The sequence below is a fragment of the Martinezella dioscoreae genome (assembly GCF_009176305.1).
Taxonomy (GTDB): domain Bacteria; phylum Pseudomonadota; class Alphaproteobacteria; order Rhizobiales; family Rhizobiaceae; genus Rhizobium; species Rhizobium dioscoreae.
This window is the reverse complement of the sequence record NZ_BLAJ01000002.1, coordinates 417,295-431,007: the sequence shown is the minus strand read 5'-3', so window position 1 is coordinate 431,007 and position 13,713 is coordinate 417,295. Positions and strand designations below refer to the sequence as shown.

The following is a 13,713-nucleotide window of genomic DNA, read 5'->3' as shown; positions in this document are numbered from 1 at the left end:
CACCGCTGCGCATTTTTCCGGGTAATGCTGGGCGCTGCTGGCATGAACCCTATTCCGGCAGCAGCGTGCCCTTGACCGTTCGCGAGTGGCCGCGGAATTCCGCAATCTGCTCGCCCTGCTGATTGGTGATCGCAATGTCGTAAATTCCGCCGCGGCCGCGGCGCGACACCTCCCGCGCCGTCGCCGTCAGCAGGTCGCCCCTGAAGGCCGGCGCGATATAGGTCACCGAACAGTGCTGGGCGACGGTGCGCTGGTTGTAGCTGTTGCAAGCGAAGGCGAATGCCGAGTCGGCAAGCGTGAATATGTAACCGCCATGACAGGTGCCGTGACCATTCGTCATCGCTTCGGTGATCGCCATCGAGAGCGTAGCCTCACCCGGTGCTACTGCAAGCAGCTCCATTCCGAGATGGCGGCTGGCCTTGTCTTCGTCCCACATGGCCCTGGCGCAGGCTTCGGCAAGCGCTTGCGGAGAAAGGTTCGAGGCGCTCATTTGCCCTTGAACTCCGGCTTACGCTTTTCGAGGAAGGCGGAGACGCCCTCGGCATAGTCGGCGCTGCGGCCTGCTTCGCGCTGCAGGTCACGTTCGAGATCAAGCTGCTGGTCCAGCGAATTGGTGGCGGCGGTCTGGATGGCGCGCTTCGTCATGCCGAGGCCGCGGGTCGGGCCGGCGGCGAGGCGGGTGGCGAGGGTGTTTGCCTCTTCCATCAGCGTGTCATCGTCGACGACGCGCCAGATCAGGCCCCAACTGGCCGCCGTTTCCGCATCCAGAGGCTCAGCCGTCAGCGCCAGCGCCTTGGCGCGGGCTTCGCCGATCAGCCGCGGCAGGTTCCAGGTGCCGCCGGAATCCGGCACGAGGCCGATTTTCGCGAAGGCCTGGATGAAGCGGGCGGAACGGGCGGCGATCGTGATATCGCAGGCGAATGCGATATTGGCGCCGGCGCCGGCGGCAACGCCATTGACCGCGCAGATTACTGGCTTTTCCAGACTGCGAATGAGGCGCAGCAGGGGATTGTAAAAAGTCTCGATCGTATGGCCGAGATCCGGAGTGCCTTTGCGCGGATCGCGATCGCCGAGATCCTGGCCGGCCGAAAAGCCACGACCGGCTCCCGTCAGGAGAACCGCGCGAACGTCCGCATCCTGATGTGCACGCTCGAAGCCGGCGCGCAGCGCAAGATGCATTTCTTCGTTGAAGGAGTTGAGTTTGTCGGGTCGATTGAGCGTGAGGCTCAAGACGCCATCGGCAAGCGCCGACAGAATGGTGTCGGATTCGGACATGTTTCCTCCCTGCCGCCCTTTCGATGGCGACGCAAAACTCTTGCATAAACCGACCGGTCAGTCAATTATAAATGCAATGATTGACATGAGGACCATGACCGTCAACGGTCACGCATGAAGGTGCGATGGCCCTCATCGTCCTATCTTGATCCGGATGAAATTAGCGAAGGACTTGTGCAGCCGGAGCGCTTCTTGAGGCTGCATTTCTTCGGTCCCGCCTATGTCACGAAGCTTCTGAAGATTGTGCCGGCCGGGAAAACGGTCACGGAAGTCCTGGCGATCGGCTTAACACTGGCGCGGCGGCCCGATGTATTATGGGCAAACCCGCGGCCTTGCCGAAATCGTTGCGCTTGAAAGTCGTTAGCGCGCCGATTGTCCGCAAGCCCCTGCCTGCCGACGGGAGAGGCCGCGGGAGCGGTTGAGCCTCTGCCTTGCTCCGTACCCCTCGATTCTAAAGGGTACTCGCGGTCACGCAATCTGGCGGAATCGATATATTGAAGCCTGGCTCCAAGGTGCTTTGTTAAGGCAAAATTTGGAGACGCTGATGCTACAGATACTGACCCGACGAGACCGCAATGCGGCGTCCTCGTATTTCACTCAGATGTTCCGCGCCCGCGCGCTCGTCTTCCGTGATCGAATGGGGTGGGATGTCAATGTTGAAGGTGGTTTGGAGATTGACCGCTTCGACGACGAGCACGACCCCATCTACTTGGCCGTGAAGGAAGAGGATGACGAGCTTACGGGTTCGCTGCGGCTGTTGCCGACAACGAGCGAGACGATGCTTTCGAGCGAGTTCCAGCATTTTTTCAACGAGGATCTCGATATCTGCAGCCCTTCGATCTGGGAGTGCACCCGGTTTTGCGTGCATCCTCCGCTCCAGGCCGGACATCCGTCGTCGCAGACAGCCGCCGTCGAACTGCTGTCCGGTCTTTGCCGCCTGAGCTTGAAATCGGGCATCGAGCACATCATGGGCGTCTATGATGCATCGATGATCGGGGTTTACCGAAAGATCGGATGGTCGCCGACGCCGCTTGCGCGTTCGCGGCCGGAGATCGGCAACCTCTATGTCGGCCTCTGGGAGGTGAACGAGGAGTCCGATCAGCGGCTTGAGCAGCGGCTGAGGACGATGCGCGGCAAGGATGACAGGACCCCCACCTTGCAATTCGCATCTTCGTCGCCGGGCAACATTCAGTTCAGCTTTTGATGAGCTCAAGCGAAATTGCTTTCGCAATGGCCTGATTTGTGGTGCTGACATGAAGTTTGCGGCGGCCGGAGCTGAGATACAGGCGCACGGCGCTTTCGGAAATTCCAAGAATGGATGTGATCTGCTTCGGAAGCAGGCCGTGCGCCAGCAGTTCCAGGCACTCGGTTTCCCGCTTCGAAAGCTTGCGTCCAATGCTTTGCTCTCGCAGACCGGACACGATCAATGACTGCTCATGCAGATAATAGGCGATCACCTGCAGATCGCCTATTATGCTGCTTCGCAATTGCTCCCAGTCGCCGCTCTTCAGATTTGAGGTAACTGTAAAAAGCGATCGCTCGCCGTGAGGCCCTCGAACGACCAGCGTCAAGCCGTAGCGCCCGACATCAAAGGCTTCGGCTTCGCGGAAAAAGGAGATGCTTTGCGGCGACTTCAGATCGAGGGTCGACCAGTCGAAGGGCAGAAATCCGTTGCGTCCGGCTTGAACAACGGGATCGATCGAGAAGTAATCGTGCGCTATATATGTGTCTACCCATTCCGGCGGGTAGGTCAGCAGGAGAAGCGGGTTTTGCTGCGACAGGGCGGCGATTTGCGTCACATGAAAGGCTGCGTTTGCCAGGCCGTATAAAGAACAGAACTTGAATAAGAACTGTCGCAATTCATCGATGTCATTTGCCTGAGCTATCTCAGACAAGCAATGAGATTGGCGTGATCCTGTCAACATAGTCTCACCATAGAAGCCGAAGTGAAAGCGGTGCTTGGGCCATGCGCAGCGCGACTGAGATGTCTTTCAAAGTTTGAAGGTCATCCTGGCGCTCCGGCCGCAGTCTCAGCTCTTCATAAGCCAGCTTTTCGCGGGCATGATTGGGCTCTTAAAATTGTCGAAAACATAGTCGCTGCCAATCATATGAGGGTTGTGTTGCTGCACCTTTGGATACACGCGGAGGGTACAGGTCCAAACCCCTCGCCATATGTCCATACGCGCCATATAACGTTTCGCTAAGCGCCCGCTGCTTCCTTCGAGACCGTGCCGACGCCGGCTGTCGCACGCGAAATCCGCATTCAGAAAGATGGTTGATTAGGCCGGGTAATCGAAACCTTCACGACGTCTGACGAACCCACATGGAGCGCGATCATGCCGGCTTTAAGGCCGGGCAGGGTGCAAGCTCCATAATATCAGGCTCGAAGAATGTCCTCCCTTTACAAATGACCGACGGTCAGTCATATATGTGGGCTATCACTGTCAGGTTTTAAGGGGCATGCGAGTGGTCGTTCGTATTGAGAATGTGGGAGGCTCAACACAGAGCGACGCCTGCTTCCGATTTGCCGCATCGAGGGGTATCCAGTCATGATCCGTCACGATCTCAGCCATTGGCCGCTCGTGCTTTCCACCGCTCGCGGTACGATGTCGCTCGACGAGCAGCTCGCTTTCTTTTCGGACTGGGACGCCTGGCTCGATCGCGGCGAATCCTTTTCGACATTGCGTGTCTTTACCGATGCCGAGGCGCTCAAGCGGCCTGAGGGCGGCGCAAAGGATGCAAAGGTCTGGCTTCAGGCCAATGGCGAGCGGATCAGGCAGTTCGTCATCGGCATGGCGACCGTCGTACCGTCGGAGGCTCTCGAAGAGATGAGCCGCATGGATGCCGAAAAGCTATTCGGAATTCCCGCGCAGATGTTCGATGACGTCAATGAGGCGGCGATGTGGCTTGCTTCCCTTTCGGCAGCGCAAGGAAGGCCACTGGACGTCGGTGGGGCACTGCGAGGTCTGGCAGCTTTGCGCGGGCTGTCATGAGCGGGCAAATATCGATGTTGCCCGAGGGTGATGAGACTCATTGGCCGCTCGCTATACTGGTCGCGGAAACGCCGCTTGATGTCGACGGCATGCGCGCCGGCCTCGATATGATCGAGAGCTGGCTGAGACGCGAACAACCTTTTGCTCTCCTCCTGGTCGCGGCTTGCGGATGCGCGTTTCAAAGAGATGTGGCTGTGCTGCCCATGCTGGCGCAGCGGCTGGATCTTGTTCGCGAGGCGCTTTGCCGCTCCCTTCTCGGGGTCGCAGTTGTCGCCCCCGCATCCGCGCTCGATGACGCTCGGCGCAGTCTTGCTCGTCTTCCGCTCGATATGCCGTTAGAAGTCTTTGAAAAGGGCTCGCTTGCGGTAAGGTGGTTGTGCGCATCCGCTCTCTCGCCAGCGGGTATCATCATCGACAGCCTATGAACAGCGAGGAGAACCCGTGACCGTTACAGATCGTCCGCGTCCGCGCACCAAGCCGCCGGAAATTCGCCGTGAGGAATTGATGGATGCCGCGCAGAGACTGTTTCTGGAGAAGGGGTTTGCCGCGACCAGTGTTGCGGAGATCGTCGATGCCGCAGACGTCGCCAAGGGTACTTTCTACCTTTATTTTCAGACCAAGGACGATGTCCTTAAAGCCCTACAAGTGCGGTTCGTCGAGCTCTTTCGCGAGAGGATCGATGCCGTCGCCAGAGCGTCCGCCTCTGACAGTTGGGTGCGGCGGCTCGACGTTTTGATGGAGGCCTGCGTTCTCGGCTATCTCGACGAGGTCGCGCTTCACGATCTGGTATTTCAACAGTTTCAGCCGACGAAGCGGGACATGAAACGTGCCAATCCTCTTGTCAGTCGCCTCACGTCCTTCCTTGTCGAAGGTCATGCTGCCGGCGCGTTCGCCTTCGTCGATGCCCGGCTCACGGCCGTCATGCTGTTCAATTCCATGCACAGTGCGGTGGATGACTGTCTGGCCGATGGATCGGATGTCGACCGGCGGAGGCTGGTGGCAGCCGTTACCGACTTCTGCCGGCGCGCCGTCAGCCCCTAAGCCGAAAGAAATGGCGGCGAGGGGACGTTGGACGAATGGAAGCACGCCCCTTCGCGGAGGAAAAACAGTGCGTATGATGTCTGTCTCGGCAGGGCCAATTGCGCAGATGGTCGGTATGGTGGGTCTTCTCGCTGCCGCCCACATGGTGGCGTTTTGGAATGACCGCTACCGCACTTTTGCAGAGAGAAGTGTGGGCTGATGACGAAGGCGAACTGAAGCCGGGATCGCTTGACGCCTGTGCTGCACAGCCAAGCACGACGCGCGGATGGGCCTGAATAATGGGGAGGCAATGATTTGGAATTTCGAAGTCATTGTGGCCATCACCGGCAGCCTCGGTGCTGCCGGTATTGTCCTGTGGCAATTGGCGGATTCCGGCCGCCGCAGAAAGGAGACACGGGAGAGTAAGGATAACACCGACGCGATTGTGGAAGAGGTGCGGCAAACCCGAAACAAGGACGACTAGGATATTGCTCAGGCTTCCATCACAGCCTTTCAGCCAAGCGAATGCGCGAAATTGCCTCGCTGCATGCGGATATGATCCCTGCTAGAAATTGATGCGCTCCGGGCTTTTGGCGACAATGATCCTAGGGGCGGCGACATTGATCGCGCTATGGGGACCGTCGCGGCTTTCCAACAGGTCGGTGCTGCGCTGAAGCTATTTCGCATGGACATCCCGCCCAAAGCCGGTTGCCTCCTCGGGATACGCGACTTATTGAAACGGACAGCCGTGCGATTTCTCCAGGTGAGGCTTTGTAGAATGCCGTCTGTCACGCTTGCGCAAATGAAGGCCGTCGAAGCTTTGGCGCGCACGGGAAAGTTTTCCCGTGCAGCCGAGGATCTGGGCATCAGCCAGCCCTCGGTTTCGACGCAGATCCAGTCATTCGAGGAGCTGTGCCGCACGCGCGTCTTCATTCGGGATGGGCATAATGTCAGCGTCGCGCCATCGGCAGTCGATCTGATCGCCAAGATCCGGATCACGCTGAAATGCCTGAACGAGGTCGATCGCGCGATCACCGACACCACGTCTTTGAACTCGGGCACGATCTCGATCGGCTTCAGTGCGCATCGCCTCATCATGCCGGTCCTGACGGCGTTCGTCCGCGAATATCCTTCGCTGCGCCTGACGACACGGGGCGGGCCTTCGCTCGATCTCGCCGACGCCGTGCTGCGCGGCGAGATCGATGTCGCCACTATCTCGCAGGTGGCGCCCGACAGCCGCTTTTCCTCCCTGCGCCTGCATGAATCGCGCGTGGCGATTTATGGCCGCAGAGGCGATCCGATGCTGGCCAAGGGCCGGCTGACGCTCGGCGATCTCGATGGCCGCGACATGGTGCTCTGGAACAAGGCGTCCGGCACTCGCACGCTGCTGGAGGATGCGGCGAACAAGCGGGGCATACGCCTGAAGCCGGTGCTTGAAGTCGCGACACTTGACGTTGCCTATGCTGCGGCGGCGGCCGGAATTGGGTTGGCGATCTCTATCGAAGGCGAGGTTCCGCCCGATGACCATATCGAGGTCGTGCCGCTGGTCGAGCCGGAGCTGGCCATCGGCCATTACCTCGTCACCCTGCCGGAATGCCGCGATCACGCGGCCATCCAGGCTTTTTTTGATGTCGCCAAGGAGCACACGCGCGAAGTCGATGGCCGGGTGCCTTGAAGTTGATTTTAAACTATAGGAAAATCATATAATTTTTTATAATTTATAATTCTGTCATATCATTTTGCTAGTGTTTGCCCTATAGGCTGACGGTTAGGCTCGATGCCGGCCGAGGAAAGGGTAACGATATGGCGAATGGATACGATCTTGCGGTTGTCGGTGCGGGTATTGTCGGCATCGGCGTGGCATTGGCGGCTGTGCGCCAGGGCAAGAAGGTCGTCGTCATCGAGCGCAATGCCAAGGCGGTCGGTGCCTCCATTCGCAATTTCGGCTTCGTGACCATCAGCGGGCAGAAGGCGGGCGCCCATTGGGAGCGCGCCATGCGGGCGCGTGACATCTGGGCCGAGATTGTCGACGAGGCGGGCATCGCGGTCATCCATCGCGGCCTGGTCATGCCGGCGCGTCGCTCGGAAGCCGCCGTGGTTGTCGACGCCTTTTTGAAGACACCGATGGGCGAGAAGTGCCGCCTGATGACGAAGGCCGAGGCTGGCGATCTCGTGCTGAGCCTGCGTTTGGATGGCCTCGAGACCATTCTTTATAGCCCGCACGAGCTGCGTGTCGAATCCTCCGAGGCGCTGCCGAAGCTCGCAGCCTGGCTCGAGGCTCGGCACAAAGTCGATTTTCGCTGGAACACGGCCGTCCGCGCCATCGAGGGAACGCGGATCGAGACCAGCCACGGCGCGATCGAGGCGGAAGCCGTCGTCGTCTGCCCCGGCGACGATTTCTCGACGCTTTTCCCGGATGTCATCGCCAAGCATAATCTCATGATCTGCACATTGCAGATGCTGCGGGTGGCACCCGCTCAGCCGAGCAGGTTCGGCGCGGCCGTCATGTCGGATATGAGCCTTGCCCGTTACGAAGGCTTTGCTCAGTTGCCGGAAGCGGAAGCGCTTGGAAAGCGGCTCGATCGCGAAGAGGCCGAAAGCCGCGCCGCCGGCATCCACCTGATCGCGGTCCAGTCGGCCGACGGTTCTCTCGTCGTCGGGGACAGCCATGTCTACGGCAATGCACAACAGCCATTCGCCAGCGAGCGCTTCGACCGGCTGATCCTCGATGAGTTCGATCGCGTATTCGATCTGCCGGGCCGCACCGTCGTCAACCGCTGGATCGGCACTTATGCCTCGTCGAAGGAGCGGACGGTGCTGGTCGAGCGCCCCGCCGATCATATCCGCCTCGTGATGGTGACGGGCGGAACCGGCGCCTCGACCGGCTTCGCCCTCGGTGAGCAGGTCATCGACGACCTCTACGCTTCGACATCTCGGTCTTGGGAGTGAAATCAGTGAGCCAATTGAAAGCCGTTGTATTCGACTGGGCTGGAACGGTCATCGACTTCGGATCCTTCGCCCCCATGGGCGTCTTCGTCGAAGCCTTCAGCCGCTTCGGCATCGAGGTCACCATCGCGGAAGCGCGTGAGCCGATGGGGCGGCCGAAATGGGATCATATCGACGCCATGCTGAAGCAGCCTCGCATCCGCGAGCTGTGGGCCACGCGTCATGGCAAGACACCGACGGCAGCCGATGTCGACGCGGTCTACGAGGTCTTCGTGCCGATGAACGAGGAGGTGGTGCATAAGTTCGCCGATCTCGTGCCGGGCACGACCGAAGTTGTCGGGACGCTGCGCCAGCGCGGGATGAAGATCGGTTCCACGACGGGTTACACACGCTCGATCATGGAGCGCGTCCTGCCGCTCGCGAAAGAGCAGGGCTATGAGGTCGACAATCTCGTCTGCGCCGGCGACCTGCCGCATGGCCGGCCGACGCCGATGAACATGTACAAGTGCTTCCTCGATCTCGATGTCTGGCCGGCGCATGCGGTAGTCAAGGTCGACGATACTGGTGTCGGCATCGATGAAGGCGTTGCGGCCGGCTGCTGGACGGTCGGCGTCGCATTGAGCGGCAATGAGGCGGGTCTCACTCCGCAAGAGATCGCCGCTATGGCGCCGGATGCGCTCGCCAAGGTTCGTGAACGTGCAACCGGCGTTCTGAACGCACGGGGCGCGCATTATGTCATCGATACAGTTGCCGATCTGCTGCCTGTCATCGATGATATCGAACGTCGGCTGGGCGCCGGCGAACGACCGTAATTTGGTTGGTGTTCAGAGCTGGCAGGGCTCCGTTGCGGCAATCTCGTCCTTGAGCACGCTATCGGTAACTTGTTCGCGCTTACTCTGGAGACCCTGGCTTCGCGGTGTGGTTGATGATGGATATTCGCGTCTTCCCGCTTGCCCTGCTTTTGATCTCCCACGCAATTTGATAGGTATCGCTCCCGTCGATGCCCAGAATGCTAGGAAGGGAAGAGATGACTGATAGGCCTGAAAGCAACGCTGTCGATTTATCGGTTGACGAAGCCTTTTTTGAACTTCTGACCGGCAGTTTTCAACGCATTGTCGGCTCTTCCTTAATTGGCGAGGGCGCGGGGCCGGATTGGCTCTATCGCGACGCGCCGTTTGTGGTCCTCGCCCATAATACGGATGCCGATCCGCGTTTCGTCTACGCCAACAAGGCTGCGCAGAATTGCTTCGAATACTCATGGGACGAGTTTATAACGCTGCCCTCGCGCCTTTCGGCCGAGCTTCCCAATCGGGCGGAGCGTCAGCAGTTGCTGGACGCGGTGACCCGTAACGGCTTCATCTCCGACTATCGCGGTCTGAGGATTGCGAAATCCGGACGACGTTTCTGGATCGATGCCGGTATCGTCTGGCAGCTCGTGGACCGAGATGGCAATTTGCGCGGGCAGGCTGCAACCTTTTCCAAATGGCAGGATGCATAGGCCGCAGGATAGAGACGGACGGTTCAAAAGCTAAGTTCGCTTCATCGGGGCCGCAACAGTCGCGGAAGGTAGCGATCCGTCAGTAAAATCCAGAGCCGATCGCACTCTCGAATATGGTGATAAGAACTAGCACGTGTCCATCCCGCCAATCTTATGGTCATGAGCCGTGCAAAAGCGGCATGGCTATCGTGCAGGCATGTGCATTTTATTTAGGCGGATAAATGCCTATCTCCTGCGCATCAGCAAAGGAGACCGTAAAAATGAGAGTATTTGAGAAGATCAAGCGCTTTAGCGAACAGCGCAGAGCCATACGCGAGCTTTCCGCCCTCGACGATCATGTCCTTCGTGATCTCGGCATTGCCCGCTCGCATATCCCCTACGCCGTCAGCGGCGCCCGCGGCAACTAAATCATCTTTTCGAGCGCATACCCCGAGGTATGCGCCGCCGCAAGAGGCCTCCGGCGAGCACCATTTTTTTCGCTATTATCGTCGCGGATACTATGGCGAAGATTTCAGGCGGCTTGTTCACAGCTGCCTTTCATGTTCTGTTTTGCGCAATATTCGAGTTCGATCTCGAGCAGCCTTGTTGCCTTGGCAAGTGCATCCTCGGCCTCTGCGAATAGCTGTGGCTTATGCCCCATTCTCGCTTCGCCGTAGTTTCTGGCTCGCAGCAAAACGAGGTCAGCCAAAGCGATGCATTCCGGCGTTGGTCGGACAAGGTTCAGGCAATATCGCAAATTGATCGCGACCTCGAGAGCGAACTCGGCTGCCGAGAAATCCAATATCGCGCCTGGCGGCGCGGAGCGGGCTAGAAATATCCTCCAGTGTTGGGTCATCGCAGTACCCCTCTTTTCGGATCGATCGCGCGGGCATCGATATATGGAGTGCCAATTTTTGCAGGGGCACTATTGGTTCCCAACCATGGCATTTTGCATTGGCAGGGCGTCGGCGTATCCGCAGTCATATCGACCAGAGGAAGTCGTTTTCAATAATGCAATCATGCAATTGGGCTTCGGTCCAGCTCCTTCCTGGACGTTAGTCTGATGATATCCCGGCGAAAGGTCTTGGCTTCGATTGCTGAAGTCCAAGCAGAGGTCTCTCCGTTTGATAAGACTTGACCCCTCGCGGTGTTGCGGCGATTTGATATGGGATCAGAGATATTTGCCAGTCGGCGATAAATGGCGGCGCTTTCGGGCCAGGGAGCGACGAACATTCGTCGCCGAAGCCAACCGGAGCCTCAGGAGGCCGTAGGTGTCATTGCGTCGAAAGCTCATTGCTGCTTTGCCATGCCTGTTGTTGACTATGGTCAGCACAGCACTCCCCTACACCATTAAAATTCACGGCGCTTCCGCGATATTTGCACAACAAATAGTGGAGGCAAAAGGGGGTAACGGCAATGGCGGTGGCAATGGTAACGGCGGCGGAAACGGCAATGGGGGAGGCAACGGGAACGGCGGTGGCAACAGCGGCAATGGGGGTGGGAACGGCAACAACGGCAACGGGAATGGAAATGGAAACGGAAACGGAAACGGTAATGCCAATGGCCGTTCATCCGCAACCAAGAGCGCTACCCAAACTCAGGTCGATTCCGACCAATCCTCCGATGATGGCGACGGATCGATTACCGTTCAACACAAGGATGGCATGAGCGAAAATATAAAGAGCGGGCGGTATGTGATGAAGGATTCAAAGGGCCGCACCATCGTCAACCGCAATGCGACGATCGCCGACGAGCAGCGGCTTAAAGCGTTCCTTCACTGACGGCGCCTTTCGAGTTCATCCCTGAATGCCATCGCAGCTTCCGTTCTGTTGCTCACTTCCAGCTTGGCGAAGATCTGGGTCATGTGATGCTTGATGGTCTTTTCATGCAGATCGAGCTTTAGCCCGATATGTTTGTTGCTCAATCCGGCAGAAGCCAGTTCAAGGACCTCCCGCTCGCGCTCCGTCAATGCGCTGAAGGGATTGATCTGGGCACCAGATCCGTTATCCGAGATCAGACGCGCCGATAGCGTCGGTGCGACATAGCTGTCACCCGCAGCAATGCTGCGAAGGATATCGGCGAGGGTCCGTGATCCGACGCCTTTGAGAACATAGCCTTTCGCGCCGCTCTTGAGCGCCGCCATGACATCGTCGCTTGCCTCGGAGACTGTCAGCATCACGATCTTCTGATCGGGTATCTGCTCGAGGATGAGAGAGATGGCATCCAGCCCTCCTCCCGGCATGGAAATGTCGAGCAGCAGGATATCCGGGCGGTGTTCCGCTGCTATGCGCAGCGCATCCTCCCTGCTGCTGCCCTCACCCACAATACTGAACCCATCCATTTCGGTCAGGCTCCGAATAACGCCCTCCCTGAAGAGAGGGTGGTCGTCTACGACCGCCAAACTGATTGCAGCTGTCATGCCTGCTCCATTTCCTCGATGTTCAGGGACATGCGAACGATGGTTCCCCGGTTCGACGACAAAAGTTGAAAAATACCGCCGAGACTTTCGACCCGGTCCCTGAGGCCGGCAAGGCCAAGCTTTTGCGGGCCGACCTCCTTCGGGTCAAATCCCGGCCCTTCATCGGCAACCTCGATCACGATCTGGCCGTCTTTGAAGGTCTGCACGACCTTTTGCCCGATTCCGCCGGCGTGGCGATAACCGTTGTTCAAGGCTTCCTGCACAAAGCGATAGACGCATATTTTTGCGGAGGTCGAAAGATCTGTCGGCGTTGTCGCGACCATCAGCGGGACGGCGACGCCTGTGCGCTGTTCGTGGGCACGGATTGCCCGTTTCAAAAGATCGGTCAGATTGTCCGTCTCGATGTGCGGTAGCATCAGGCCGCTGCAGACGCTCCTGATTTCGGTCATGGCGTCGTCAAGACTGGATTTGATGGTCTGCAGCGACGCCTCGCGCTCCTCTGGCGAGGTGGTGGAGCTGATGAGGGTCTGGCTGTCCAGCCGCAATGAGGCATAGGCGACCAATTGGGCTGGGCCGTCATGCAGGTCGGCGCCGATACGGCGCAAATAGCTCTCGTTAAGTGCGGCCGCACGCTGGGTCGCACGTTGAACCCGGGCTCGCAACGCCTCATTCTGTTGAAGAAGCGTCGACAGTTCGCCGATGCGGCCGTTGAGCGCCTTGCGCTGATTGTCGATGGTGCGGCTGCCACGCAGGACGATGATCGACAGAAGAGCGAAGAATGTCAGAGTGAACAAGGCAACGACAAGCCAGCTCAGCAGGCGGGCCTGAGTGAGGCTCCCTTCGAAATCGTTGGCAATCTCGTAAAATTCGGAGACGGCGACGACCTTGCCCGACCAGGGCTGCAGTACGGGATTGTAGATTTCCAGGAGCGGTTTGCCGCTATTGCGTTCGGCGACGCTTTCCACATCGTCGATCCGGTTGAATTTGGCGACCATCCGGCCGGAAAAAGCCGCCTTCAGGCTATCGGAAAGTGGAAATCGCTTTCCGGAAAGATCCTTGTTGTTGGAGTAGAGGATCGTCCCGTCATTCCGCCATAATCGGAACGAAAACAGCCGTGTGCCAAGCGCGCCCTGGCCGAGCGTTTCGTCAAGAGCGCGGGTGACGGTATCGTCGAGAGCCTGGGTGGTTTGCATATCCGGCAGAAGCGGGGCGATGACGCTGTCGACATAGAGCGCCGTCGTCGCCGCGGAATTGCGCGTCACCGCATTCTCGATGAGGCCGGCAACGAAAGCGCCGACCACGAGCATCGCACAGAGCGCGACGAGGCCGCCGGCGAGCAGGAACTGTCTGGCCAAAGATTGGGAGTTCCAGCGTTCGATAAGACTTGCCAGAGATAGTTTGTATTTATGGTTTGCTCGCAGAACTGGCATAATCAGCACTGATCTCCCAACCCTGTATAGCTATCCCAGTGGGATGGAGTGTCAACTGTTGCAACGTTGGCACCGGTCGCCTCGTCCCGTGAAGAGGGTATTGCTATCCGGCGCGCACAATCTAAGGGACCATCGGGCAGGATCAATCAGACA

General features: G+C 58.7%; 17 protein-coding genes. 12 read left to right on the top strand and 5 right to left on the bottom strand.

The features are described from left to right. Positions 1-49 precede the first annotated feature (49 nt). Entirely contained in the window at positions 50-490 is a 441-nt protein-coding gene (paaI, locus tag GDN47_RS08620) for a hydroxyphenylacetyl-CoA thioesterase PaaI (RefSeq protein WP_113329418.1), read from the bottom strand. Further along, positions 487-1,275, bottom strand: a complete 789-nt coding sequence (gene paaG / locus GDN47_RS08615) for a 2-(1,2-epoxy-1,2-dihydrophenyl)acetyl-CoA isomerase PaaG (protein WP_113329417.1) — start codon at positions 1,273-1,275, stop codon at positions 487-489. Before paaG ends, paaI begins: the two co-directional genes overlap by 4 nt. Before the next feature lie 114 nt (positions 1,276-1,389). Here paaG and GDN47_RS08610 point away from each other — a divergent pair, with 114 nt between their 5' ends. Beyond that, positions 1,390-1,629: a 3-hydroxyacyl-CoA dehydrogenase NAD-binding domain-containing protein gene (locus tag GDN47_RS08610; protein ID WP_113329416.1), complete on the top strand. Its 240-nt coding sequence runs from the start codon at positions 1,390-1,392 to the stop codon at positions 1,627-1,629. A 190-nt stretch (positions 1,630-1,819) separates the two neighbouring features. Then, on the top strand, positions 1,820-2,479 hold the full coding sequence (locus GDN47_RS08605) for an acyl-homoserine-lactone synthase (RefSeq protein ID WP_113329415.1): 660 nt from the start codon (positions 1,820-1,822) through the stop codon (positions 2,477-2,479). On the opposite strand, the gene GDN47_RS08600 is transcribed toward GDN47_RS08605, so the two are convergent. Next, a complete protein-coding gene (locus tag GDN47_RS08600) occupies positions 2,469-3,200 on the bottom strand; it encodes a helix-turn-helix transcriptional regulator (protein WP_152093060.1) in 732 nt (243 codons plus the stop codon). The genes GDN47_RS08605 and GDN47_RS08600 overlap by 11 nt on opposite strands. A 624-nt stretch (positions 3,201-3,824) precedes the next feature. Here GDN47_RS08600 and GDN47_RS08595 point away from each other — a divergent pair. The 10 genes from GDN47_RS08595 (at position 3,825) to GDN47_RS31930 (ending at position 11,492) form a co-directional block, all read left to right on the top strand. Beyond that, positions 3,825-4,268 carry a hypothetical protein gene (locus GDN47_RS08595; protein ID WP_152093059.1) on the top strand — a complete coding sequence of 148 codons (444 nt, stop codon included), beginning with the start codon at positions 3,825-3,827 and terminating at the stop codon, positions 4,266-4,268. Next, complete coding sequence (locus tag GDN47_RS08590; protein ID WP_145319344.1) at positions 4,265-4,693, top strand: hypothetical protein; 429 nt, start codon at positions 4,265-4,267, stop codon at positions 4,691-4,693. Before GDN47_RS08595 ends, GDN47_RS08590 begins: the two co-directional genes overlap by 4 nt. A 16-nt stretch (positions 4,694-4,709) precedes the next feature. After that, positions 4,710-5,309, top strand: a complete 600-nt coding sequence (locus GDN47_RS08585) for a TetR/AcrR family transcriptional regulator (protein WP_233789818.1) — start codon at positions 4,710-4,712, stop codon at positions 5,307-5,309. Between the two features lie 289 nt (positions 5,310-5,598). After that, positions 5,599-5,772 (top strand): hypothetical protein, encoded by a 174-nt coding sequence (locus GDN47_RS31935; protein WP_173002469.1) that lies wholly within the window; start codon positions 5,599-5,601, stop codon positions 5,770-5,772. Between the two features lie 294 nt (positions 5,773-6,066). Then, positions 6,067-6,963, top strand: a complete 897-nt coding sequence (locus tag GDN47_RS08580) for a LysR family transcriptional regulator (RefSeq protein WP_173002468.1) — start codon at positions 6,067-6,069, stop codon at positions 6,961-6,963. A gap of 128 nt (positions 6,964-7,091) precedes the next feature. Further along, positions 7,092-8,237, top strand: coding sequence for a TIGR03364 family FAD-dependent oxidoreductase (locus GDN47_RS08575; RefSeq protein ID WP_152093057.1), 1,146 nt, complete (start codon positions 7,092-7,094; stop codon positions 8,235-8,237). Positions 8,238-8,242: 5 nt separating this feature from the next. Then, positions 8,243-9,046 carry a phosphonoacetaldehyde hydrolase gene (gene phnX / locus GDN47_RS08570; RefSeq protein WP_113350800.1) on the top strand — a complete coding sequence of 268 codons (804 nt, stop codon included), beginning with the start codon at positions 8,243-8,245 and terminating at the stop codon, positions 9,044-9,046. Positions 9,047-9,261: 215 nt separating this feature from the next. Continuing rightward, entirely contained in the window at positions 9,262-9,732 is a 471-nt protein-coding gene (locus GDN47_RS08565; protein ID WP_069610109.1) for an MEKHLA domain-containing protein, read from the top strand. A gap of 260 nt (positions 9,733-9,992) precedes the next feature. Continuing rightward, positions 9,993-10,139 (top strand): DUF1127 domain-containing protein, encoded by a 147-nt coding sequence (locus tag GDN47_RS08560; RefSeq protein WP_083258017.1) that lies wholly within the window; start codon positions 9,993-9,995, stop codon positions 10,137-10,139. Between the two features lie 843 nt (positions 10,140-10,982). Continuing rightward, positions 10,983-11,492, top strand: coding sequence for a hypothetical protein (locus tag GDN47_RS31930; protein ID WP_173002455.1), 510 nt, complete (start codon positions 10,983-10,985; stop codon positions 11,490-11,492). Here GDN47_RS31930 and GDN47_RS08545 read toward each other — a convergent pair. Together GDN47_RS08545 and GDN47_RS08540 are read right to left on the bottom strand one after the other, a co-directional pair. After that, a complete protein-coding gene (locus GDN47_RS08545) occupies positions 11,486-12,130 on the bottom strand; it encodes a response regulator (RefSeq protein WP_113350803.1) in 645 nt (214 codons plus the stop codon). The two genes, GDN47_RS31930 and GDN47_RS08545, sit on opposite strands and share 7 nt — an antisense overlap. Continuing rightward, a complete protein-coding gene (locus GDN47_RS08540) occupies positions 12,127-13,560 on the bottom strand; it encodes a sensor histidine kinase (RefSeq protein WP_152093055.1) in 1,434 nt (477 codons plus the stop codon). Before GDN47_RS08540 ends, GDN47_RS08545 begins: the two co-directional genes overlap by 4 nt. Between the last annotated feature and the right edge of the window lie 153 nt (positions 13,561-13,713).